General features: G+C 50.2%; 23 protein-coding genes. 17 read left to right on the forward strand and 6 right to left on the reverse strand.

Features of this window, described 5'->3' with window-relative positions; all coding sequences use genetic code 11:
- Positions 1-92: 92 nt before the first annotated feature.
- Positions 93-1,262: a hypothetical protein gene (locus VRZ32_RS04200; RefSeq protein WP_414524442.1), complete on the reverse strand. Its 1,170-nt coding sequence runs from the start codon at positions 1,260-1,262 to the stop codon at positions 93-95.
- Between the two features lie 292 nt (positions 1,263-1,554).
- On the opposite strand from VRZ32_RS04200, the gene VRZ32_RS04205 reads away from it, so the two are divergent.
- The 8 genes from VRZ32_RS04205 (at position 1,555) to VRZ32_RS04240 (ending at position 9,859) form a co-directional block, all read left to right on the forward strand.
- The gene (locus tag VRZ32_RS04205; RefSeq protein ID WP_414524443.1) at positions 1,555-3,591 is read left to right on the forward strand and encodes a hypothetical protein; all 2,037 of its coding nucleotides are present in this window, start codon (positions 1,555-1,557) and stop codon (positions 3,589-3,591) included.
- A 37-nt stretch (positions 3,592-3,628) separates the two neighbouring features.
- Entirely contained in the window at positions 3,629-3,949 is a 321-nt protein-coding gene (locus VRZ32_RS04210; protein ID WP_414524444.1) for a hypothetical protein, read from the forward strand.
- A gap of 15 nt (positions 3,950-3,964) precedes the next feature.
- Positions 3,965-5,809, forward strand: a complete 1,845-nt coding sequence (locus tag VRZ32_RS04215; protein ID WP_414524445.1) for a hypothetical protein — start codon at positions 3,965-3,967, stop codon at positions 5,807-5,809.
- 93 nt (positions 5,810-5,902) lie between these two features.
- The gene (locus VRZ32_RS04220) at positions 5,903-6,289 is read left to right on the forward strand and encodes a hypothetical protein (protein WP_414524446.1); all 387 of its coding nucleotides are present in this window, start codon (positions 5,903-5,905) and stop codon (positions 6,287-6,289) included.
- The gene (locus VRZ32_RS04225; RefSeq protein ID WP_414524447.1) at positions 6,286-6,699 is read left to right on the forward strand and encodes a hypothetical protein; all 414 of its coding nucleotides are present in this window, start codon (positions 6,286-6,288) and stop codon (positions 6,697-6,699) included. The genes VRZ32_RS04220 and VRZ32_RS04225 overlap by 4 nt, the downstream gene beginning before the upstream one ends.
- A gap of 282 nt (positions 6,700-6,981) precedes the next feature.
- Entirely contained in the window at positions 6,982-7,548 is a 567-nt protein-coding gene (locus VRZ32_RS04230) for a hypothetical protein (protein WP_414524448.1), read from the forward strand.
- Between the two features lie 54 nt (positions 7,549-7,602).
- The gene (gene sctE, locus VRZ32_RS04235) at positions 7,603-8,703 is read left to right on the forward strand and encodes a type III secretion system translocon subunit SctE (protein ID WP_414524449.1); all 1,101 of its coding nucleotides are present in this window, start codon (positions 7,603-7,605) and stop codon (positions 8,701-8,703) included.
- 31 nt (positions 8,704-8,734) lie between these two features.
- Positions 8,735-9,859, forward strand: a complete 1,125-nt coding sequence (locus VRZ32_RS04240) for a hypothetical protein (RefSeq protein WP_414524450.1) — start codon at positions 8,735-8,737, stop codon at positions 9,857-9,859.
- A gap of 82 nt (positions 9,860-9,941) precedes the next feature.
- Here the strand turns inward: VRZ32_RS04240 and VRZ32_RS04245 are convergent, their stop codons facing one another.
- Positions 9,942-11,081, reverse strand: coding sequence for a hypothetical protein (locus tag VRZ32_RS04245; RefSeq protein WP_414524451.1), 1,140 nt, complete (start codon positions 11,079-11,081; stop codon positions 9,942-9,944).
- Between the two features lie 504 nt (positions 11,082-11,585).
- On the opposite strand from VRZ32_RS04245, the gene VRZ32_RS04250 reads away from it, so the two are divergent.
- From VRZ32_RS04250 to VRZ32_RS04265, 4 genes are all read left to right on the forward strand, one after another.
- A complete protein-coding gene (locus VRZ32_RS04250) occupies positions 11,586-12,059 on the forward strand; it encodes a CesT family type III secretion system chaperone (RefSeq protein WP_414524452.1) in 474 nt (157 codons plus the stop codon).
- A gap of 64 nt (positions 12,060-12,123) precedes the next feature.
- Positions 12,124-12,657 (forward strand): hypothetical protein, encoded by a 534-nt coding sequence (locus tag VRZ32_RS04255; RefSeq protein WP_414524453.1) that lies wholly within the window; start codon positions 12,124-12,126, stop codon positions 12,655-12,657.
- A 36-nt stretch (positions 12,658-12,693) separates the two neighbouring features.
- Positions 12,694-13,347 (forward strand): hypothetical protein, encoded by a 654-nt coding sequence (locus VRZ32_RS04260; RefSeq protein WP_414524454.1) that lies wholly within the window; start codon positions 12,694-12,696, stop codon positions 13,345-13,347.
- 6 nt (positions 13,348-13,353) lie between these two features.
- Positions 13,354-14,691 (forward strand): hypothetical protein, encoded by a 1,338-nt coding sequence (locus VRZ32_RS04265; RefSeq protein ID WP_414524455.1) that lies wholly within the window; start codon positions 13,354-13,356, stop codon positions 14,689-14,691.
- Between the two features lie 12 nt (positions 14,692-14,703).
- On the opposite strand, the gene VRZ32_RS04270 is transcribed toward VRZ32_RS04265, so the two are convergent.
- From VRZ32_RS04270 to VRZ32_RS04285, 4 genes are all read right to left on the reverse strand, one after another.
- Positions 14,704-15,276 carry a flavin reductase family protein gene (locus tag VRZ32_RS04270; RefSeq protein ID WP_414524456.1) on the reverse strand — a complete coding sequence of 191 codons (573 nt, stop codon included), beginning with the start codon at positions 15,274-15,276 and terminating at the stop codon, positions 14,704-14,706.
- A gap of 261 nt (positions 15,277-15,537) precedes the next feature.
- A complete protein-coding gene (locus VRZ32_RS04275) occupies positions 15,538-18,648 on the reverse strand; it encodes an efflux RND transporter permease subunit (RefSeq protein ID WP_414524457.1) in 3,111 nt (1,036 codons plus the stop codon).
- 55 nt (positions 18,649-18,703) lie between these two features.
- Positions 18,704-19,822, reverse strand: coding sequence for an efflux RND transporter periplasmic adaptor subunit (locus VRZ32_RS04280; RefSeq protein ID WP_414524458.1), 1,119 nt, complete (start codon positions 19,820-19,822; stop codon positions 18,704-18,706).
- Between the two features lie 11 nt (positions 19,823-19,833).
- The gene (locus tag VRZ32_RS04285) at positions 19,834-20,541 is read right to left on the reverse strand and encodes a TetR/AcrR family transcriptional regulator (protein WP_414524459.1); all 708 of its coding nucleotides are present in this window, start codon (positions 20,539-20,541) and stop codon (positions 19,834-19,836) included.
- A gap of 173 nt (positions 20,542-20,714) precedes the next feature.
- Here VRZ32_RS04285 and VRZ32_RS04290 point away from each other — a divergent pair, with 173 nt between their 5' ends.
- The 5 genes from VRZ32_RS04290 to mbhE are packed head-to-tail and all read left to right on the forward strand — an operon-like array spanning position 20,715 to position 22,812.
- Positions 20,715-21,257 (forward strand): Na+/H+ antiporter subunit E, encoded by a 543-nt coding sequence (locus VRZ32_RS04290; RefSeq protein ID WP_414524460.1) that lies wholly within the window; start codon positions 20,715-20,717, stop codon positions 21,255-21,257.
- Positions 21,250-21,510: a monovalent cation/H+ antiporter complex subunit F gene (locus tag VRZ32_RS04295; protein ID WP_414524461.1), complete on the forward strand. Its 261-nt coding sequence runs from the start codon at positions 21,250-21,252 to the stop codon at positions 21,508-21,510. The genes VRZ32_RS04290 and VRZ32_RS04295 overlap by 8 nt, the downstream gene beginning before the upstream one ends.
- Position 21,511: 1 nt before the next feature.
- A complete protein-coding gene (locus VRZ32_RS04300) occupies positions 21,512-21,754 on the forward strand; it encodes a hydrogenase subunit MbhD domain-containing protein (RefSeq protein ID WP_414524462.1) in 243 nt (80 codons plus the stop codon).
- Between the two features lie 3 nt (positions 21,755-21,757).
- Entirely contained in the window at positions 21,758-22,120 is a 363-nt protein-coding gene (gene mnhG, locus VRZ32_RS04305) for a monovalent cation/H(+) antiporter subunit G (protein WP_414524463.1), read from the forward strand.
- Positions 22,117-22,812 (forward strand): hydrogen gas-evolving membrane-bound hydrogenase subunit E, encoded by a 696-nt coding sequence (gene mbhE / locus VRZ32_RS04310; RefSeq protein ID WP_414524464.1) that lies wholly within the window; start codon positions 22,117-22,119, stop codon positions 22,810-22,812. Before mnhG ends, mbhE begins: the two co-directional genes overlap by 4 nt.

Here is a 22,812-nt window from a genome sequence, read left to right on the forward strand (position 1 = left end):
TCCGCAACGAAGCCGCCATACCACTGACAATAATGTCAATCATGCGCCGAAAAATGTCAATTCCGACGCATGATATCCTGGATATATTTATATCAAGTCAGGCTTATCAAAACCTTACCCGTTTGTACATTGCCTTTAGCTACTTGTTGATTAGCCATTTTTAGCTCAATATCCAGCGTCTTCAGCACATCCATGATATTGGACATGAGCATTACCGTAGCATTATATGCGCGATCAGCACTCTGTGTATCCAGCTCACGGTTGGTAACTGTTACTGGATTGCTTATGACATCCCCCGGATCACTGCGCGCAATAGTATAAGCTGCAAACTGGCCCATATCTTCCTCGCCAGGCTCCTTGCTCTCTTGCGTTTGCTCGGTTTTCATGACGCGTTCACGATTTGACTCATTCCAGAATTGCAGCGGTACACCTTTGAGCAATTGTTTCAGCAATTCCTGAAGACGCGCTGAATTATTGACATTTTCTTCTGAGTCTAAACGTGCAGAGGAACCTCTTTCATTAACAATTAAATCAGCCCCCCCCCGAAGCTGCACTTGGGTGTCTGCTATTACTTCATATTGATCCGAGAGACTAACGAGCTGCCCTTCAAGATCAGTAATTATAGCATTGCTTTCAGCAAGGCTGCCTTGCATGTTATTAACATTCTGATCCACTACTGCTTTTTGAGCGGAAAGGTTACTTAGGCTCGACTGCTTTGCATTGAGCTGTGCGATAAGCGGAGCGCGCTGGTCTTCAGGAGTCATCAAGATTTGAGCAGATAAAACATTAATCTCAGACTGCAGATTGCTGATTTGCCCCGCAAGCGTTGCCTGCTTGGTGAGCTCTGCTGTGAGCGCATTTTGTGTAGAGGCCCGCATTGCAACCTCTGTTTCCTTTTTCTTCTCAGCATCCTCAGTAGCCATAATAACCGTATGGAGTGCGCGTATTGCCGTAGCCTCATCCTTAAGCGCCGCACCAACAAGCCCAGTGTCACTATCCTGACCGTGCTTCTTGTTTTTGCGTAGAAGATTTTCATTCTCCGTCAACGCAAGGAGTAGCTCATCACTCACAATCCCATCACTCAACGGCATACGAATGCCCAGTACACCTGTTGCAGAAGGGGAAAAATCAAGATCACTCAAAGAGAGATAAGAAGGCAGCGCAATTGATGTTCCACCGTCATTGCTAACTGTGGATGTTCCTTGAGCTTCCTCAAGTGAAAAGGGCTGAAGACCGCCACCAGAAACATTTTCGATTGCCATCATTCTCTCCAGTTTCGCTATTCCCTAACCTGGCATTGCCAGATTTTTGGGGGACAGCCACTAGCTATAGCGGCCTCATACTGGAGACATATTGATACCTATATCCAAAGCCCTCTGTGCTGAATATCACGCTGACCAATTGTTTTTTGCTCCAGCAATGCATAACCCCATATAGCCCTGACAATTTAGAAGCAAAACTTCCATAATCTTCTAACCGGCTCTGTGCTGAACGACACAGGTTGCTTCCTATTGGTCACACTATAATAAACGCTAGTTAGATGGGAGAAATGATATGGGTGTTGAATCAGTCAACAATCCGCTTGTGGCGCAATCAGTTCCTGAGCTGGAAGTGGGGAGCGAAGAGGTCTCTGCATCCGTTACGAGCATACTGCCTGACCTGACGCCCGAATTTAAAACCATGGGTTTCAATTCGCTTGGCGTTTTTGGGATGCAGGCATTGTCGTCTTCAACTACCTATACGCTGGCAGATCTGGGCGCGGACCTCATCACTTTTTCGACGCTTGCAGAAGCCAAGAAGTGGGCAGGGGCAGACGTTGAAACGGTGTATTTCCGCAAAGTGGTCGTAGGAGGGGTTACTTATCTGGAGCCACTTAAGGCAAAGCGTTCATCTGACATTAACTACAGCAAGATGGATGCTAATGAACTTGAGTTCGAAAGTGCGGGCGATAGCATTGCGTTCACAGCCACCCTACCCACAGCCAGTGAGTTTCTTAAGCTGCATACAGCTGAGCAAAATGCTCTCGTAGCCTTAAAAGGCACCTCGAAAACTGTGAGCTATACAGCGCCGAAAACCGGCAGCATGACTTATATTGAACTTGTTTATTCAGCTTCTGGTAATGAACCAGCGGTTACTGCCATACTCTCGCAGGATGGAAAGAAGGCATATATCGTTGATAAGTTGCAAACACGTGACTTCTCATTCATGCCATTTGATGATCAATATGCAATTTCTAAAACAGCTGCATTTAGTGGCCCTTCGGGTATAGCCGCCAAGCTTGGCCTTATCACTTCAACAGCTACTGCAGTGGCAGCTGTACAAGCAGCAATAGACAAGATAAATAGTGAGTTTACAGACGCACCTAGGAATTTATATAAGTATATACCCCCTACAATTGTCTTCGGTTTAGAAGTCTCTCCTGGTAGATTTGAATCAGTAACCGGTGAAGCATCAATAACTCAAAAAGGATACTTTACCACAGAGCATAGAGATCTGTTTAAAAAGCAACTTGATCTTATAAAAGAAGAAATATCAAACGATATGGCTGTTTTCAACATGACAGCTATCAATGATAAAATAGGAGCAATTGGGGAGCGATTCACGCGCGCACTCGCATTTGGCAATATACCAGCTTTCGTAACATCCACCTCTCCGGCCACCGTCTCTAACAACCCATCTGAGATGGCCAGATTTATAACACAGACGTCTGGCACAAAGTATGAAACATCACATGGTCTTGATATGCGCGGCCAAATAGCCGGCTACCCATATCTTCTTAGCGCGGATGACAATAAGACTGTTAAAGAGGGCTTTGATAAATTTATTGCGCAAGAAAAAATCTATCATGAGAATGCCAAGAGCCGCCGAGATCTTGTTAAGGACATAAGTAATAATAACTTGATGCTTGACGCTCCAACATTACTGTATCGACTTCAGATACACTATAATATTGAGTCAGACGCTAATATAGCTTGCGCATCGGAAGAGTTACGTCAGCAGAACGACCTCTTGAATAGCTACTCCAAAGCTCAGCAACTCATAAGCCAAACTATATCTATTAATAAAAAGGCTTTCTTTGTCGCTAACAACTATGGCCCCGAAAAAAACCCCCGCAATCAGGGGAATGATACAAACCGTAAGGTACCAATCAACGATGAAAAATGGGTACCTAGATATTGGGGTGATGTACCTAGATATTTTCTTGATCGGGCTACAAGCGGTGATGACGTATTAAAACGGATAGCCATGTTCCAGACTGATAATGCCTCACTAGGAGGCAAAGCCCCATTACACCCTATTGAGAAAATGCGTGGAATATCAAGACCATATCTTAAAATTACCGGACTAAAACCGAACAAGAGCAACGATCCAGAATTTGGTTATGGCTGGCCTCAGAAATTAGATGTCGCCACCTGGCAGCAATACGGCAATCAGCTGTCTGAAACAGTGAATTTGATTGGTCAGGAAACCCAAAACGTGCTCAATAAAATAAGTGGTTTTGAGAAAGATAAAGGCCGTTACACTGATATGGCCTCCAATACGCTTTCAAAACTGAATGAAGCTATCATGGCCATAGGCCGCAGCTTATAATGTTTTGTAAAGCAGTTAACTGCATAGCGAGCATCGCATGAACAGAAGAACGGACCACACACAGCAAACGTGGAGCTTCAGTGCTCTCAATGCGAATACGGGTGACAGTGAGTGGTTGCTTCAGATGCAACAGCTGAGCAACCAGCTTCAGCAGTTGCATGCCTCGCCATTGCTTGCTTATGACGTTGTTGCTCAATCCATTTTCCGGGATATCGCTCTAGCTGCGGACATGGAGGAAATATCCCGACAGTGTGATCTGCTACTAGCCCGCATTCATGAGTTGATGCAGGAGAGCGCATCTTCCCGTTTTGTAGAAAGCACCTCTGCACGTGGCCCGCGGGTCATGATGAAGCTTTGAGGTAGGAGATCCCCGATGGCCATTAACGCCCCCCTTGCAGGCATCATGTCAACATCACTTATCACGCCAAGCAGCAGCGATGCTGATTTAGCGCAGGAAGCACTGACTGCAGAGAGGAGCGATGACACCAGTAATAATGCGCCTTTGGATACTGGTGTAAACGATTCGGGCGCTGGCCTGAAGTCTTTGTCGTCACTATTTGTATCGCCACTTCTGGCTACATCTACCTCAGCCACCGAGCTCACAATAGAAGAGCTGGGAGCCAATCTCATATCCTTCTCCAAACTCTCGGAGGCTCAGGCATTACTGGGAATGGCCGCGACTACACGTTTCTACCAAAAGATTGTTATTGATAATATTACCTATTTACAGCCTCTTCAGGAGAAATTGCCGAAGACTGTTGATTTAACGGATATTGCGAAAATTCAACCGACATACATCCCCGTTGGCGAGCCTATTCCTTATATTGCAGGCGCTATTCCTTCAATTGATCAGTTCTCAGCGATGCATTCTGCTGACCAGAGAGCGCTTTTGATGCTATCCGGCACCTATACAAACGGCACGTATTCGCTAACATATAAAGACACCAGTTCTAACCCGATCTTGACAGCTGTCCTGTCAGCTGATGGCAAAACTGTTTATATAGTTGAAAAACTGGATAAGTCTCGGTTTTTTAATATGCCTTACCTAGATCAGCTTGCGATTTCCAAAACACCTGCCTTCCAGCTGCTCAAGTTGACACTCGGTCTTGATGCTACAAAGGCAGACATTGAAACTGAAATCGATTCCCGGCTGGCTGCTATAAACAAGGCATTTCAGGACCGTATTCCAACCGTTACTGTATCTATTCCTGGCGACAACACAGCTCCACAGAATCTTTATGATCGAGTCGGGTTTTTCACGACTGACCATCTAAAGCTATTCACTGATCAACTAGAGATTATCAAGCAATCATTGAATACTGATCTTGCTGTATATAACAAAGCTCAAATTGATGATAAGCTGGCAGCTATTACAGAGCGTTTTGAACGAGCGCTTGCATTTGGAGACCTGCCGGTACACGCCTCCGATATTAATGACCCTTCAGCTGCAGTAAAGCTTGTTGGAACGCCCGGCGGGCGATCTGGAGGCGATAATGATGGCCCCACGGCCTATGTGAACCTTATCAGCCTTGATATGAATGTTACCGTTAAGGCCGGCTTTGACAACTTTATTATGCAAGAAGAGCGCCGCATAGCTGCTGAAAAAGAAAAAGCTGCTCTCATTGCCAAACTTAATAATCCCGATCCCGACAATCCACTTTCCATGGATGGGCCTCAACTACTCTTCCAGCTTCAGCTTTACTATAATATAATTGCAGAAGCAGAATTGGCTTGTATTTCGGAAGAGGTCCGCCAACAGAATGATCTGATTAAAAGCTACTCTGAGGCTCAATCAGGCCTTGGTGTAACAATGAAGATCAATGGAGATACGCAATATCTTGGCCTGCGGAAACCTGATAACATTACGAAATACACAGCCGAAACGACACTTGCAATTTCCATGTTCCAGACGAACGCTGGCGCAGCAAACGCTCTTGCCCCGCTCCATCCCATTGAAAAGTTGCGCAACATCACACGGCCGCGCATTGATGCCTTCACTGCAGAGGGCAAAGCAAACACCAAGCAGCTGATTGAGTGGAGCCAGTATGCTTCCCAGCTTAAAGATTCTGTTGGCATTATTGGACAGGAAATTCAGGATAAATCCAACAAAGCGAATGGAATAGAGAAAGAAAAGGCACGTATTAGCCAATTTGCATCTCAGGTAAATACGAAAATGTATGAAGCTATCCAGGCACTCGCACGAATGGGCTTTTGGTAAAGCCTTCCATCTGATACAGTTGGAAGAAGTTAATCGTATATGCAGTTTGGATACTGCATATATTGATATTTTCCAACAGATTTGCAGGGTGCTATGGTCTCTCACATCAAGGAACTGGATGTTGGCCTTGAGTCAATCTCACGTTGGCGGGTTGATGACGACCTTCATCTGCCAGAGGGTGGGCCGCGTGCGCCAACCTATTTTCCGGTCAATCGCCCACTGCACGATGTTCTGAATCGCCCAACACTTGATGAGCGCCTGCCAGATCTGCTGCAACCTGCGACGATTGACCCTGATCTGACCCAGCCCGCCATGCTCATGGAAGTGCGCGTGGATACACGCACCTTGCTAGCTGATTTCGCCAGCCGTGCAAATGGCCTGCAGAAAGCCACCCTGGAGCGTGCCTTATCGCTGATTGATCAAAACGAACTGCTTGATGAAGAGGTGCGTGCGTCTTTGGCCACGTTATATCGCGGATGAGCAATGTCATTGTCGGTAAAGTCCCCCGCCCGACCGCAATCCGCCGCAAGGAGCGCGACTTTCTCCTGCTGAATATCTTTGTATTTGTTAAATATGGCTACATTGACCGAGCGCGCATTCTTGCAGACGCACTCTTTCTAATGGGTGATTCAAGCATAGATGTGTTGCTGGCCCGCACTGTTACGCGTTTTCTTATGCGAGACTGGACAGCCACCCTCGCCGCCCTTGAGGAATTAGACCACGCCGATCCGATAGAGCGTTTTGGTTCATATCAGCCCACCTTGCAGCAGCGCATGCGTCGGTATCTGAAGGCGCGCAGTTTGTATCAGCTCGACATGCACGATAGCGCAGATGATGCACTTGATTCCTACCTGCGCCACGGCACAAGCGGCCATGAAACGCCTGAGTGAAAACGTGGATACACGGGCGTAAATAATCAAATAATCACGCTAAAATCTTCAAAACGGGCTAAATTAAGATGCCCCTTGTCATTTACAGCACAGAGACACATTCCCACAACTGTTACATTCAAACCTATGAGAGGATTGTGTTTGTGCCTCATTCGAGAAGCTACTCACCTCTTGGTCCGCCCTTGCATCCTGAATATGGGATGCAATCTGAATAAACGACTCGGCCAAACCGGGTTCAATCCCTTCCCACTGCTTGGGCCATGGGGTTTCTGGGAGTTTTGAATGACCTTTCTGGATGCACCAACAATCCCACCTGAAGTGCTTCAACTGTGGAAGGAAAAGCAGTCCTCTGCTTTCCAGGAAAAAATTAGTGCGCTGTCAGAAACCGAGTTCCAAAAGGATTACCTGGCTCAGTTTTTTGGAGGTCCCAGCCTTGCATCCCTAAAAGGTTTAGGCCCTGAGCACATCGATGCCTTACTGGTCAAAGCCCATAATGAACTTAAAGCCGGCTCCATACCTGCCGCATGCGACACGCTGATGCTTGTTATGGCGCTAGATCCCAATGAAGATCGCGCTGTATACACGCTGGCAAGCATCCTGCAGATGAAAGGGTGCTACTATGATGCCGGTTTGCTCTACATGCGCTACATCATGCTGAAAGCAATGGAGCCACGTGGATATCTGCGCATCGGCGAATGCTTGCTTGGTGATGATCATATCGCTGAAGCACGCGAATACATCACTGGCGCACTTAGTCTTGCAACTGAAGCAGGCGATACGTTGACGCAACAGCAAGCTAAAACAATGTTATCTCAATTAGAGCAGAGGGATAGTGCCGTTGCCCTATAAGGGCGAAATAGCATTATCGATTTCATCTATTGCACGTTCTAAGGAGACATTCATATGTCCGTGACTAATGCAGTATCCACCACTATCGGCTCTGGCCTGGGTACGGAACAGACCAAGTCTACTGGAACGACAACCAAGACGTCTACTGCCGCTTATGGCGTTAGCGGGCAGAACGGCGCTGTTCCTTCCGCTACGGAGAAAGAACAAGACAGTTTGACGCTTAATGCGCAACAGATTCAGGCATTATTTGCAGCTATTCGGGAAATTCTGCCTGAGGGACAAGAAGATACAGACCTAATGCTGATGCAGATTGCGGAAGCTCTTAAAGAAACACAGAGCAAAGTGCAATCAATGGGCATTGAAGCATCAACGGGTCAGCGCAAATCCGACCTGAAAGAACTTCAGAAAAAGCAGGATGAAGCTGAAGCCGCGCGGAAAAAGGCAGAAAAGAAAAGCGGCATTGCCAAGCTTTTCTCCAAAATTGCGGGCTGGTTTAGTGCTATCGCAACCATAATCGCCGGTGCTGTAATGATGGCAACGGGAAATCCATTAGGTGCGATCGTGATTGCAGTTGGCGTTACAATGGCTGTGAATGAGGCTGTGAAACAAGGCACAGGCAAATCCATAGCTGCCAATATATGGAACAACCAATACTTTGATATGGGCTTCTCGATTGGTCTAGCAGTCATTGCAGCCGCTGCATCAGCTGGCCCAGGTATTGTGTCACTGTTTTCTTCGGGCACTTCTGCTGCCGGCACTGCCGCAGCTGCCGGGTCTGCGGCTGGCTCTGCTACTTCTTCTGCTGTCAGTTCGGCAAGCTCCGCCGCAACCACTGCAGCCAGCACGGTGTCACAAACCGCGGGTAAAACAACGGCAACGTGGCTTGAAATTGGCATGGGGGCCGCGCAGGCCGTTGTGACAGCAACCGCTACGGCAACAAGCGCAGATGCTACCCTTAGTCAGTCCTCACTGCAGAAGAAAAATGCAGGCATCAAGGATTTTGAAGCTATAATGGAGGCGATGAATGAGTTTATTCAGCGCGCGCTGAAACAATTGATTGGCGTTGAACAATCCATCGAAAACCTCAAAGATCAAGCTTATGAAGCCATCAAGACGAAGCAAGCTGTCGTCATGAATATCAAGATTAAAGCTTAAAAAAACAAACCGCTTTTTTAAAGGTGCAGAAATGTCAGACATTCAAATTCACAATTATAATTCCACCTTTGGCACTGATAATCACTTCGAGCTGCGTCGATCAGGCAATACCACAAAAACGGCGGGTGCCGGCAGCGCGGCGACAACCGGTGGTGCGCAAACCTCATCTCTGGCTAAACACTTTAAAAATAGCAACTTCAATTTTGATATTTACTTATCAGCCAATGAAGTTCAGCCAGGGGATGAGGCCAGGCTGACGCGTGGTCTGGAAATGCTTTCCGAGACCATCGACCAGTTGCAGGCGCAAGCGGAGCTTTATGATAGCATCGATGCGTTTATGGACAAAGTATCGCAGGTTATGGCGGAAAAGACGCTTTCCGATGCTGAGAAATACGACAACGTATTGTCTCTTTCCATAGCAATTAGCGAGAAGGTCAATAATAGCGGGGTGGATATTGCCAATTTCCCCAAGCGCGTCAAAGACCTGCTTGCCCTGCTCACAGAGGTTACCAACCTTGAGCGTGGCGCTGCGATTGAAATGATCAAAAATCGCGTTCTGGGAGCTGTTTCAGAGCTAAAGGCTGCCGCCCAGAAAACCAGAGATGCCGCCACTAAACTGATGTGGGGCGCAATTACCCAGCTAATCGTGACAGGTGTATCTCTCGTCGCTTCAGGCTTTTTCACATTGAAAGCTTCAAAGCAAAATCTTGCTGCCGGGGAGAAAGTTGAGGAGCTTAAGGGTGTTTCTAGAGATTTTAAGAAAAATCTCGAGAAGACAAAGACCGCGACTGATGTGGATCAGGAGGCGCTAAAGCTAGAACGGGGTGGATTTAAAGGGGAGTCCAACAGATTAAAAGCAGAAACTGATATTCTGCATCAGACATCCGTGAAGCTTTCTGGTTATGGTCGATCAATAGACCAGGGTGGACAAGCATTGGGGCGTTTTGGTGAGGGCCTTCTTAACTCTTTTGCCAAAAAAGATGAAGCAGACGGACAAGAAAAGCAAGCCAACGCACAGGCAGAAAATGCTTCCAAGGAAGTAATGGTGCAATATCTGAACCAGCTAAAAAGCATGGTAGAGGCACTTCTCCAGTCCTATCGCGAAGTCCGCGATACACAGGACCAAGTGAAAGCGAACATCGCAAAGAATGCATAATAACCAATAAACATAATCTGAAAATAAAGCCCGCATCTAAAGATGCGGGCTTTATTATTTATATTTATAATATTTTTTAGTACTAAAATTCAAATATCTCTAGCACTCTTGGAAGAACAAATAAAGCTGCCAAATCCGTACCTCTACTTTCTTCTGATACTTCTTCTATCAGCGGCTTACCCTCAATTTTATTTCTCTCATTTATAATTTCTCTTACAATAGAAGAATCAAGAAAATTTTTGCAGGTTTTTATTTCTTTATCAATATCTGCCTTCATTTTCTGCTTAGCAACGTTATAAGCATCCCTCTCTAAAGGGTCTTTAGTATATTTATTAAGTATAGCACCATAGGACCCTCCAAAATGTTGCTTGAGTAGACAATCATAACGTCCCTTAACATAGTCCCTAAGTATGATCAAAGCTAAATCATTTTTGTTCGTCGGATATATCCATGCGCATGTAAGAAGCATTAAAGCGCGCATGCGAAGACGCTCATCCTTGGTATCTGAGGGCTGCCAGCCTTCAAAATGTAGTAAAGCATAAAGTCCTATTGACTTGTTATCTTTATCATCCTTGCACCATAACATACCTTCATAAATACGCTTTAATATATCCTCTGGCTGATAAATAATTACTTGCTCTGGCAACCATTCAGATGAATCGTACCACTGAACTTCCCTGGCCGGTAAATGCAACTCCAGCTTTTCAGTAGGAAGATACTTAACAATATTAGCTGCTTTTGTGGCACTCTTATCAAAGTATCTACAAAGGAGAAGCTCGATCTTTCTCTTATATTCCTCAATCCTTGCACGGTTCGGGGGAGCGATTGGATCCAATGATCCATACCTACTGAAATAAGGCAGTACACTTTTAGGAGCAGGATCCTGCATTTGCGCATGAGGTGCTACATTAATCACAACCTCGTCTCTTCCTTTCGAAGAGGTGGAGAGCTCCCCTAACAGCGGCGCATTCGGCGTTTGCTGGGCTGTATACTGCTGCGCAAAATTGTGCGCTCCCTGAGGCATGGGGTGTACACGTGTATTCTGCGGAAGAGGGTTTCCATGCTGCCCATTACCCGCTTGAAGCACAGCTTGATACAGAGGCGGGAGCTGCCCGCTAACATCCTTCACCGGCTGCGGCGTATTCGGCTGCGCCTGATCATTCAGAGAATAATAAACGCCAGTATCCTGAATAAGCGGAATGTGTGGATCGTAAGCAGTCATTGTTCCCTCATATTTTTATTGCGGCAATATTTCATGAATAACGGCTTATGCTTCTCAAAGTATTATCCAAGCAAATACTTGCTTAAACAAGCCAAATCATGACTGAAGATAAATACAGCGCGCGAAATGTTGATTTACTGGGTTAAACTCACTTCAAAATGAGCCGTTTTTAAGGCACTCGACAATATCTCAGCTATTTTCTATAGCATCTTATGCGGCCAAGGCCTTTGCCGGGAGCGCTTAAAGCTTTCTCTATTCTGTGTGATTAAACAACTGCCAGAACAATCACAACTGACAACACCAACTCAGAAGGTGATTCTTTATGACATTGGCGCATAAATTAGCAGCTAATGCTGTTAAGGAAAGCTTTTTTGGCACAACACTTGCCAAAATTGTATCAAGCCCTGCCAGGGCAGCGCCTATTTGGCCAAGAAGAGCTTCTGGTGCTATAATTTAACGAATCTGATCAGTCGTTTTGTGCAACACAATCCGGATAGCCTTACAATGAATGGCTTTCGCGACATCATCACACAGCTTTGCACCGCGCTTAACCTGGGCGAGCCGGTTTTATCAACGCGTTTGGCTGCGATTGAATTTGAAGGTTATGCCATTCAAATCACCGACAACGGTAATAGCCTGACGTTAAGCGCATTAATCGGCGCCCTTCCTGGCCCCGGCCCGGATCGCGAGGAGAAAACCCGCAAACTGCTACAAGGCAGTTTAAGTATTCTCCGCAGCCATAGCGTCTTGATTTGTCTAAAGAATGAAAAAGGGCAAGAATTTGTTGCCACAGAACTAAACGTACCAAGATCAGAAATCAGTATAAATAAACTAAAAGACAGCCTTAACGAATTAATTGTCATTACGGAGGCGGTTAGAAACATACTTACTGGCAACGGATGGCATGCTCATAACCCCTTTGAGCCAGGCAACCCTGTTGGTGACTCTGATGAAATGGAATTTGTTTTCAGAGCATAAAAGGTTATACTTTTTGCATCTTGCAAGATGCAAGTTGCATTGTAGCGCTTAGAAAGGCGTGGATATGACGACATTAGATGCTGATAATGCTGATTTTCCTGAAGGGGAAAAAGCGCCTGAAAAGACGTCCATACGTGAAGTGATGGGCCTTGAAGTCGAGCATCTGCTTCCGGGTTTGTCTATTGCCGCTAAAATGCTGCAACGTGGCGATGAGGAAGGTGCCTTGCGCACCTACGCAACGCTCGTGCTCTGCGATCCGAATGAACCGCGCTTCCAGCAGGGGCTTGCAGCCTGCGCGCTGAAGATTGGCCAGCATGCTGTGGCGCTGCAGGCAGCATCCGCAATCATTGCGTTTTGGCCTGAAAGCCCGGAAGGATATCACTTCTCAGCCCATGCATGTATCGGGCTGGAGGAGTATGAAGCCGCAATCGAGGATTTTACTGACGCTCTTCGGCTGGCGCAGCAAACAGGCAATGAAGCCATCGCAAGCGACAGCGAACGCATGATTGGGCGCATTGGGCTGATCCTTGAGCGCAAAAAGAGCGATGACGGTGAGAGCGCTGCTTCAGAAAACCAGGAGCCTCTGTCTGCCAGCTGATTATTGCGATAAAATATTCGATTTCAGGGAAGTATGATGAGCAAATCAACAAACGCCACCCCTTTCCCGAAAGAATCAGCGGCCACAACGCCGCTTGGCCAATCTCTGGGCCTGAATGACGATGAGGTTGCGCTGATGGGCAACCTTTTCAAGGATGTTACTGGCTCTCTTGGCATTGATGGTGCGCCGGTATTTGATCGTCTGGTACAGGGGCAAAGCCTTGGACAGGCGCTGGCAATTCCTGATGCCGTTGTTGAGAGCATTTATGCGCGGGCGCATAGCTGGTTCAGCCTGGGGCGCATCGATAGGGCGGAGCCACTTTTCCGCGCGCTATGCTTCCTGAAAGATGAAGATGCTGATTTCTGGATTGGTTATGGCGTCTGCTTACGCATGACGCACCAATCCTCTCGCGCATTGCAGGCTTTTGAATCTGCCGCGCGGCTACGTCCTGATTGGGCTGTTCCATATTTTCACATTCTTGAACTTGCGCTGCATCAGAAGCAGTGGGAGCAAGGCCGCATAGCCCTTCGCGCATATGATGAAAGAGCAACGGCCGAGATAGATAGCCGGATAGTCCATGAAGTTGAGCGATTGCGCGTTGCTGTTGAGCTTGAACGCTCGCCCGCACCTCCCGAGGAGCCATTATTGGATACGGTGCCCATGCTCCCTCACGCTCCTCTAACCGGGTAACCAGCTATGAACATTGGTGGAATCGTTCAAGCTTACACCGCGCTGGCAGCAGGCATCGCAAACAGGCTGATTGCGGGAAACATTGCGGGTTCGTCACTTGAGTCCGCCGAAGATCACACGATTACCTCACCTGACGAACAGGCGACCGTCAAAGAAGCGGCATCTGCCGGCACAAAGAATGGTGTGGCTGCCGCTGGAAAAGCAGCCTTGCCCGATGCTCGTCCTGCGCAAAATGGCGCAAACTTGGCGTCACAAACGCTGGCTGGCTTACGTCTTCCGGGTGAATCTGTTGCCTCTAATGCGGATTCTTTGACTAAACTGGCCACAAGCTATCTGGCCTCTATGGTTAAAGGGGCTTCTGCCAGCCAATCTGCCGCACTGGCGCAGAGCGCATCTACATTAAATGCCCAGGAAGCTAACCAGCAGGCCGGGCAGGCAGCAGTTCTAGCTTCGCTCGCGCGGAATGCAGCCAGACAAGCTGGCACATCCGTTCAGAGCGCTGATGAAGCTGATGCGTTTCCGGATGCATCCGCTGTGAAGAACCAGCAAGCGAATGACCAGTTATCAGCCGAAAAGCGAAAAATAACTGCACTTATCCCCTCTTATGCACAGGCGGAGGCCAAGTCCGCTGAAGAGAGTAAGCGGGAGGCTTATGCACAGTTTTCCACAAGGGATGCAGCTCGTTTCAATGAGAAAGCAGCTCATCTCAGCGCCGAAACAGCTCTCTCAAGCGAATCACCAGCAGAAAAAGGCACGCAAACTTCCGGGCGACCGGAAGGGCGATTTGCACAAGCATCAACAAGCCAGCCCAATTCATCCCAGACATCTCTTGGGCAGGCATCACTTGAGGAATTACTGAATCACACCCGATTGGAAAGACCGAGGGATGGCATGCTCAATGCGCTCGGTCATGAGCAACTCATGGGTCGTATGCAGGGAATGGACGCGGCCATTCTTAATGCTGCAATGATTCCCGGTTGGCCTGCTGCACGTCCGTTCGAAATGCCAAAGCAAATTAACGAGGCACAAGCGCGCAGACTTCTGGCGCAACAAGCAGAACAGGCAACCCAGCTTGGCACCTCAACACAACGCCAATCCAAGGATGAAGCGGCAATACAAACTTACCTGCTTAATATGGGCATGAAGAAATCGCTTTTAAGCAAAATCCGTGCAGCGTTGCGTCCTGCCAAGCAGAAAATAAAGCTGCTTTTTGGATTAGCTGTTCTCGTCTCCCAGGCAGTTTTTACGCTGCATACCGTGCTGGATGAACTCAACAGCATGGAAGAAGACGAAGACGATATGATGCAAGACCGAAGCGAACAACAGCGCCGCTTGAAGGGATAAGCGGAAACGGCGTTAGAAAGACTCCGTATGGCCTCGCCTATAAGCACCATTCCAGAAAAGCAGCGGATCGACTGCTCCCTCACGCAGATACAAGTGCTCAACCTGGCCAAAGAATACCGTATGGCTACCTACCCGCGCCTTTTGAGTGAGGCGGCAGTCGAAACTTGCCAACGCGCTCAGCAAAATAGGTGCCCCCGTCGTTAACCTCGACCATTCTCCCAGATCAAAGCGTTGCGCCCTTTTTGCGGGATTCGCGAAGTGCTCCGCCAAGGCCTGATCATCGGCATGCAAAACGTTGACGCTGAAAAAACCAGCCTGACCAATGAAAGCATGTGCAGAAGCCGCTTCTGATACGCACACCAATAGCGTCGGTGGATCAGCTGAAACCGAGCTTACTGCCGTTGCCACGATCCCATGCCGTGCACCGCCAATATCTGTCGCAATAATGGTGACGCCCGCCGCTAAACGACGCATCCCCTGTTTGAAAAGGGCCGGATCCACTGTCTCTCCGCTATTGGCAGAACCACTGACCTCAGAAGACCTTTTTCCAGCAGGAAAGGCAAGAACATTCACGTTATCAGACACTTAATTAACTCCGCGTCTTCATAAAACATGCACACATCTTACTACCCCCGCACAAGGTGTTCATAAAGATATAGGCCATGTAATGCGTTCACGCAATAATTCTAACTAAATCTATAGACAATTAGAACCAGTCCGATGGACACCCGTCATTACCACCTCAACTGCAGGCGGCTTACTACGTAAGTTTCTGTTTTTAAATACTTAAATAAAAAGGAAAGGCACACTTCTCCCTTCCTTTCTGCATTCAGATTAAATCCTGTCTTACAAAGATACAGGAGAAGGGGCGCCAGATTTTCTCGCGAGTCTCTTCTTTTGCCATTGCGCAATATTCTCAAGCGCCATCAGCGAAGCCGGCGTGACGATCAGTGTTAGAATTGTCGCAAAGCCAAGGCCGAACACGATTGCAGTTGCAAGATGCGTCCACCATTGCGTGGATGGTGCGCCGATATCAACCGTGCGCGCGACAAAATCGAGGTTGATGCCAAAGGCAATCGCCAGCACACCCAACAACGCCGTAACTGCCGTGAGCACCACAGGCCGCGCACGCTCGCGGCAGGTTTCGAGAATGGCATCATACGCCTCAACACCCTCACGCCGCAGCCGGTCATAGGTGTCAATCAGTACGATGTTGTTGTTCACGATCACGCCTGCATTTGCGATGATACCGATACCCGTCATCACCACACCAAACGCTTGCCCCATGACCATCAGCCCGATCAAGACACCGATGGTCGAGAGCACCACTGCCGTGAGAACCAGGAATACGCTGGTGAATTTATTAAACTGTGCCAGTAGGATAGCGAAGATCAGGAACATCGCGGCGCCGAATGCACTGACAAGAAATGCACCTGCTTTTTCCCGCTCCTCGTCCTCACCCTTCAGCTGAAAGGTCACACCGGGCGGCAGATCGGCGCGCGACATTTCATCCATGACGGCCTTCTGAACCAAAGCGGATTGCACGCCCTCCGCCACGTTGGCCGTTACAGTCACGACCCGCCGACCGTCCACCCGATTAATCAGGCTGACACGTTGCTCTGGCGTGCGGGTAACGAAGCTGCTAACCGGCACAGCCCCCTGGGTTGTGTTAATGCGTAAATTATCAAGCTCGTTGAGATTGCGGCGCGCTTCTGGAAAGCGAACCAGAATATCGACCGATTTATCCGTATCTGAGGGCCGATATTCCGCCACTTTCACGCCATTTGTAACAAGCTGCACGGCGGTGCCGACCGTCATCGGATTGATGCCGAATTTGGCAGCCTCTGCCTTATCAACCGTCAAGCGCCAATCAATACCTGGCAGCGGCAAGCCATCGTCAACATCGCGCGTATCGCTGCGCGCCCGCAAGGCAGCCCCGGCCTTTCGGGCTGTCGCGAAAATGGCAGCCGGGTCAGTGCCTGAAATTTCCAGGGTAATAGGTTTTCCTGTCGATGGACCAGCGCGCGGCTCGGTCACTTCGATCACAACACCTGGGATATCACTGGTTTTCTTACGAATATCAGCAAGGATCTCATGCGCCTTACGCCGTTCGCGCCAATCCACAAACTCAAACTGCACCGTGCCGATGGTATCTTCCGTAACTTCGTTTGAGCCCTTCTGGCCCTCCCCGGCACGTGCGTAAATCGTCTCCAGTTCTGGCATGCCTGCAAGACGCTGCTCGACCTCTCGCACAAGCTGATCTTTTTCAGTAATCGAAAGATTGCCACGTGCGCGCACCTGCACCAGCCCATAATCCGGCTCAACAGAGGGAAAGAATTCAATCCCGTTCCCAAACCGCCCATAAGCCCCAACAACCCCAACCAGCAGCGCAACTGCCAATCCTAATGTTGCACCGGGATGGCGCAGTGCAAGTCTGACAATACGCATATACAGTCCGCGCTCTTCCATGCGCTCATCCTGCACATGGGTGGGCGCACCCAGCATGGCCCCCAGCGTTGGCGTAAAGAACAGCGCCACAATAAGAGATGCCGATAGCGTCGCGATCAATGTCAGTGGCAGATACTTCATGAACTCGCCAACGATACCGGGCCAGAACATCAACGGCGAGAAGGCTGCGATACGCGTCAAGGTCGCCGCAATCACCGGCCCCGACATGCGCTTTGCAGCCAAGGAGTATGCAGCCTTGGGAGGCATGCCCTCAACCATGCGCCGTTCAGCAAATTCCGAAACGATAATCGCATCATCGACCAGCATGCCAACCGCCAGAATCAGCGAAAACAACACCACGATATTGACAGTGAGCCCCGCCAGATACAGCCCCAGAATGCCCGCGAGGAACGACGCAGGGATAGCAATACCGATAAATATCGACGCCCGCCCGCCAAGCGCCAACAGCATGATGATCACAACGAGCAGCACTGCCGTAATGACGCTGTTCTGCAGCTCATGCAGCATCGAGCGGATCTCGGTAGATTTATCCTGCGTGAACGTCACACTTACAGTATCAGGCCAGGTTTTCTGCAACTCTGTCACAACCTTTTTGACAGCATCAACTGTCTCAATCAGGTTGGCGCCCGTGCGCTTGACGACTTCCAGTGTAATCGCGGAACTGCCATTGATGCGTGTGATCGAGGTAGGATCCTTGAATGTAGGCCGCACCTCGGCAATATCACCAAGGGTTACAGAGGCCGCACGCGAAGCCGCAACCGGGAATGTGAAAATATCCTCCGGCTTCTCAATCAGCGAAGGCACCTTGATGGCAAAACGCCCGGCAGCCCCCTCCAACGCACCAGCGGCAACCAGACTATTGCCGGTTGAGAACGAACTCGCCAGTTGCTCAAGCGTAATGCCATAGCTGCGTAGCTGCATCGGTTCAGCGATGATCTCCACCGCCTCATCCCGCGCGCCCCGCAAGTCCGCAGACAACACACCGGGAATCTGCTCGATAGCGGTTTGGGTGTCGCGCCCCATGCGTAGCAATGTTCGCTCTGGAACATCGCCTCCAAGCGCCACCACAATCACGGGAAACAGCGACAGGTTTACTTCATGCACCTGCGGTTCATCGGCATCACGCGGGAGATCGCTTTTGGCTGTATCCACCTTTGCCCGCACGTCTGCCATTGCGGCATCTGAATCAAAGCCTGCCTCGAACTCCACCAGCACATAACCGCCTCCTTCATAGGCGGCGGCACGCATTTCCTTAACATTATTGACGGTCTTTAACTGCGTCTCAAGCGGACGCAAAATAAGGCGTTCGGAGTCTTCGGGGCTAATGCCGCGCTGAGTAACGTTCACATAAACGATCGGCACCTTGACGTCCGGCTCCGCCTCTTTCGGAATCGCCATGTATGACATCGCGCCTGCGATCAGCAAAAAGACAAGCACCGCCAGCGTCAGCCGGGAATGGGAGATGGCGTAATCAACGGGGTTTGCCATGTGTCGGGTCCGATCAAACAATGTCAGGCGTATGCGTTTCCAGGCGAAAGGAACGTCAGTTCACAGCAGCGCTCCCGCTCGGAGCAACTTGCCTGGCCTTGGCGCTGGAAACGGCTGCAACAGCTTGAACCTTCTGCCCCTCGGCCACAAAATCCTGCCCCTGCACGATCACTTGCGCAGCCCCAGGAAGGCCCGTGACCCACACGCGCTCCAGCCCATCTTCAGCAAGTTTCACGGAGGCAAAGCCAACAGTGCCAGCATCATCAACCGTGCGCAGACCAAGTTCGCCCTGCGCCGAGAACACCAGCGCGGAACGAGGCACGGAAGCCGCCTGAATTTGCGCCAACGTCAGCGTTACTTCACAGGTAATGCCATCGGGGATAACCGCGCCCTTTGTATCAAGCTCAATGTCCACCCGGTAAGTACGCGTCTCAGGGCTGGCCACCGCAGATACAAAGCGCACACGCCCCTCAGCCGATCCACCATTCGCGAACACTGCATGGGCAGGATCACCAACCTTAACACCACCCAGATCACGCTCAGCAATCTCAACCACCGCCAGCATAGGCTGCAACGCCACCACTTCCGCGATGACTGATCCCACCTGCAATGCCTGCCCCTCGCGGACTTGCAGCACGTTCACCACACCATCAAATGGCGCGCGAATGACATTACGATCCCGCTCAGCCTCGGCCTGCGCAAAGCCTGCTTCAGCAGCACTCAGTTCAGCTTCGAGCACCGGCTTCTGCAAGGCAGGCAGATTGCCGGTTTCAATAAGACGCAGCCGCGCCTTCAGCTCCGCCCGGCGCTGTTCCAGGCGGGCCTTAGCCTGCTCAACCTGTGCCTTGCGCGCCTCATCAGAGAGCACGGCCAGCTCCTCCCCCTGCTTCACCACAGAGCCGCGGCGGATGGGCAGTTGCTCGATAATGCCGTTCGTGCGCGCAACCACACTCACCCGACGGTCAGCCTCCGTACGCCCTGACAAGATTACACGCCGCGCATGTTCCTCTGTGACAGCTGTCTGTACGGCTACCCGAAAGATGGCAGGTTCAGCTGCTGCCTTCGATGAAGCAGCCGTATCCTTGGCCGGATGATCGCCACTCATCAAGCCTGAACCTATCCAGACAACAGCGGCAACAACGATCAGACCCGCAACGATCTGGCTCGATTTCATCGCAAAGGCTCCTATAACGAGGGATTTTGAGGCGTGCATTGCTGTGCATGGCTTTCAAGCTTATCACCAGCACGACGTAGCACAGGCGCACCAGACAGCAAGCCATAAATAGCCTGCATGGCACATTGAAATTGATCAGCGCCATCATTATCGCGCCGCAAACCAGCCCGGACATAAAGCCCGTTGGTAATGACAAGAATCATTTGCGCAGCCGCCGCGCTATCGATATCCGCTGCCACTTCGCCGCGAGCGCGTGCGCTATCGAGCATCTCCACGAGCTGCGCCGCAACCTCTCCTTCAAAAGGGCGATTGATTGCGTCGATCTCGGGATTGCGCGTAGACTCGGCCCAGATCTCGATGCAAAGCGCGGCTTTAGATTGCGCTTCACCAACGAAGTACTGATTACCAATCTGCGCCAGCTGCTCCCAAAACGATAAGCTGCGATCCAGGCAAGCAAAACGACGACGCGCCTCATCCCTGTCGCGCTCCACAAGCCCTTCGACAATCGCATTCTTTGAAGGAAAATAGCGATAAAGATTGCCAGGGCTCATGCCCGCTGCCTTAGCCACCACCTGCATTGTAGTGCCATGGAAACCATACTGGATAAAGCAGTTCTCTGCCGCGCTCAGAATATCCTCACGCCGCTCATCCCGTTGAGCTTCTGCAGCAGATTTTGTTTTCACCTGCTGGTCGGAAAGTGGGGTTTCTAGCTGGTTCACCGGTCTTCCAGTGCATGAGAATGAACGTTCATTCTCGTTTATCGCCGATTTTATCATCCGCGTCAATTCCGTTGGATGTAAGCACTTTAATCACACAAGCAAACAGCTTGCGCGTTATTGATTTCACAACCTTTAATCATTAGCCTCGGCGGTGCAGGAGTGGGGCTTTGGCGATGGAAAATGATAACCAGGTGAAACCGAAAGGCTTCACCTCAATTGGATCGCCCATTCTCATTGTATTTCTGTTGGCTCTGTGGTGCGTATTTAATACGTCAACAGCGCCAGTTTTGCTCCTTATCGGTCTCGCTCTTGGACTGGCGATCGCCCGGCTATTCACCGGTGAACCGCAATCATGGACCGGCCGTCTGTGGAGCACGCTCAAAATCACTCCCTCAGCCGTATGGCATTACCTGGCATATTTTGGCATTTTCATCATGGAACTGGTGCGCGCCAATCTCAACATGCTGCGCTATGTCTATGCACGCAAAATCGATATCCACCCCGGCATTGTCAAGGTTGATACGCGCCTCATATCCCCCATGGGACGGTTGGCGCTTGCTAATTCCATCGCACTTACGCCCGGTTCTCTGGTGCTAGGCCTTGAAGGCAGCACACTTTACATCCATTGGCTCGATGTGAAAACGACAGACCGCGCTGAAGCCACACGACAAATCGTGGGTCCATTTGAAAAGCATCTGGAGAGGGCCTTTGGCTGATACCCTCCTTATAATGTCTGTCGTGCTGATCTTTTTCGGCATTCTGTTTTCAATGGCCCGCCTTGTCATTGGCCGCACCGTCGTAGACCGCGTCGTGGCCATCGACATTCTCACCGTTATCACGATCTCGATAATCGGGCTTTATGCGCACCTTTCGGGGCGGTTTATCTATGTTGATGTAGCGCTGGTGTATGGTGTGCTGAGCTTCCTCGCCGTTCTCGCCATCGCGCGCTATCTTGAGCGGGGGCTATAGCATGCTCGATCTGCTGATCATTCTGATCTCAATCAGTGTGCTGCTTAGCGGCCTTCTGGCCGTAACGCTACGCAATGTAGTGGCGGCGGCAATAAGCGGGGGGCTTGCGAGCCTATCTGCCTCTGTCATCTTTATTCTGCTAGCGGCCCCAGATGTGGCCATGGCCGAGGCCGCCATTGGATCCGGCCTTGCGACCTTCATTCTGCTCTATACCATCCACAAAACCGGTGCGAGGAAGGTCTAGGCCATGCTTGATGATGCCATCCGCGAAGCCATCGGTAGCTTTGTGGTCTTGATGGGAGCATTCTTTCTTTTCTCTGCAGGTCTTGGCGTGCTGCGCATGCCTGATGCTTTCACGCGGATTCAAGCGGGCACCAAGGCTTCGACACTCGGCAACCTGCTCGTATTGGGCGGACTTGGCGTCATCCACCCGGATTGGGCATTGAAATTACTCGTCATTGCGGGCTTTGTGCTGATGACAAACCCCGTCTCATCGCACGCCCTCGCCCGCGCGGCGCATATCATCCGCATCCCCATGGCAGGCTCAACAGTGGTAGATGCCCTGCGTGAAGACGAGACCGCCAATGGTCATAAGGTGGATGCGCCATGAAGCGCCAGATCGTCAATGCACTCATCGTCGCCCTATTCGGACTGATCTTCGCAGGCATCGCTTTTGGTTATGAAGAGCGTTGGTTTCTACGCCCGTTAGCGGAGTTTTACGTTACCCAAACGCCAATTGAACTGGGGCTACCCAACATCGTCACCGGCATTCTGATCACCTGGCGCGGCTTTGATACACTGGGAGAAGTTGCAGTGCTATTCATGGTGGCGGCCAGCGTTGGGCTTCTGCTGGGCACGAGCGCCACGCCGCAAGCGAATGCGCAACCCCTCCCGTTAGTGCGCTCCCCCGGTGAGGTCGTCGAGTCGGGAGCTGCAACGCTTCTGCCATTGATTTTCATGTTCGGCGCTTATGTGATTGCCAACGGCCACTTATCTGCAGGTGGCGGCTTTCAAGGCGGCGCGATTGTTGCTTCGGGTGTTGTCCTGCTGATGTTAGCGCGCCCGAGAACAAGCCTTTCACTAGGGTTTCTCGCCATCACGGAATCCGCTTCAGGCGTACTTTATGTGGCGCTTGGCTTGATGGGCGCGATCTTCGCAGGCGGCTTTCTTGATAGCCGCTTTCTACCCGCTGGCACCTTCGGCGCCTTTATCAGCGCTGGCGCAATCCCGGTTATTTCCACCCTGCTTGGCATCAAGGTTGGTGCAGAGCTATCTGTCATCGTTGATAGATTCCGCAGCTGA

The sequence above is a fragment of the Pseudochelatococcus sp. G4_1912 genome (assembly GCF_047501465.1).
Classification (GTDB): domain Bacteria; phylum Pseudomonadota; class Alphaproteobacteria; order Rhizobiales; family Beijerinckiaceae; genus Pseudochelatococcus.

What these genes read in the sequence shown, in the direction of transcription:
- VRZ32_RS04200 (WP_414524442.1), bottom strand. Translation starts at nt 1,262, where the DNA reads ATGGCAATCGAAAATGTTTCTGGTGGCGGTCTTCAGCCCTTTTCACTT.
- VRZ32_RS04205 (WP_414524443.1), top strand. Translation starts at nt 1,555, where the DNA reads ATGGGTGTTGAATCAGTCAACAATCCGCTTGTGGCGCAATCAGTTCCT.
- VRZ32_RS04210 (WP_414524444.1), top strand. Translation starts at nt 3,629, where the DNA reads ATGAACAGAAGAACGGACCACACACAGCAAACGTGGAGCTTCAGTGCT.
- VRZ32_RS04215 (WP_414524445.1), top strand. Translation starts at nt 3,965, where the DNA reads ATGGCCATTAACGCCCCCCTTGCAGGCATCATGTCAACATCACTTATC.
- VRZ32_RS04220 (WP_414524446.1), top strand. Translation starts at nt 5,903, where the DNA reads ATGGTCTCTCACATCAAGGAACTGGATGTTGGCCTTGAGTCAATCTCA.
- VRZ32_RS04225 (WP_414524447.1), top strand. Translation starts at nt 6,286, where the DNA reads ATGAGCAATGTCATTGTCGGTAAAGTCCCCCGCCCGACCGCAATCCGC.
- VRZ32_RS04230 (WP_414524448.1), top strand. Translation starts at nt 6,982, where the DNA reads ATGACCTTTCTGGATGCACCAACAATCCCACCTGAAGTGCTTCAACTG.
- sctE (WP_414524449.1), top strand. Translation starts at nt 7,603, where the DNA reads ATGTCCGTGACTAATGCAGTATCCACCACTATCGGCTCTGGCCTGGGT.
- VRZ32_RS04240 (WP_414524450.1), top strand. Translation starts at nt 8,735, where the DNA reads ATGTCAGACATTCAAATTCACAATTATAATTCCACCTTTGGCACTGAT.
- VRZ32_RS04245 (WP_414524451.1), bottom strand. Translation starts at nt 11,081, where the DNA reads ATGACTGCTTACGATCCACACATTCCGCTTATTCAGGATACTGGCGTT.
- VRZ32_RS04250 (WP_414524452.1), top strand. Translation starts at nt 11,586, where the DNA reads ATGAATGGCTTTCGCGACATCATCACACAGCTTTGCACCGCGCTTAAC.
- VRZ32_RS04255 (WP_414524453.1), top strand. Translation starts at nt 12,124, where the DNA reads ATGACGACATTAGATGCTGATAATGCTGATTTTCCTGAAGGGGAAAAA.
- VRZ32_RS04260 (WP_414524454.1), top strand. Translation starts at nt 12,694, where the DNA reads ATGAGCAAATCAACAAACGCCACCCCTTTCCCGAAAGAATCAGCGGCC.
- VRZ32_RS04265 (WP_414524455.1), top strand. Translation starts at nt 13,354, where the DNA reads ATGAACATTGGTGGAATCGTTCAAGCTTACACCGCGCTGGCAGCAGGC.
- VRZ32_RS04275 (WP_414524457.1), bottom strand. Translation starts at nt 18,648, where the DNA reads ATGGCAAACCCCGTTGATTACGCCATCTCCCATTCCCGGCTGACGCTG.
- VRZ32_RS04280 (WP_414524458.1), bottom strand. Translation starts at nt 19,822, where the DNA reads ATGAAATCGAGCCAGATCGTTGCGGGTCTGATCGTTGTTGCCGCTGTT.
- VRZ32_RS04290 (WP_414524460.1), top strand. Translation starts at nt 20,715, where the DNA reads ATGGAAAATGATAACCAGGTGAAACCGAAAGGCTTCACCTCAATTGGA.
- VRZ32_RS04300 (WP_414524462.1), top strand. Translation starts at nt 21,512, where the DNA reads ATGCTCGATCTGCTGATCATTCTGATCTCAATCAGTGTGCTGCTTAGC.
- mnhG (WP_414524463.1), top strand. Translation starts at nt 21,758, where the DNA reads ATGCTTGATGATGCCATCCGCGAAGCCATCGGTAGCTTTGTGGTCTTG.
- mbhE (WP_414524464.1), top strand. Translation starts at nt 22,117, where the DNA reads ATGAAGCGCCAGATCGTCAATGCACTCATCGTCGCCCTATTCGGACTG.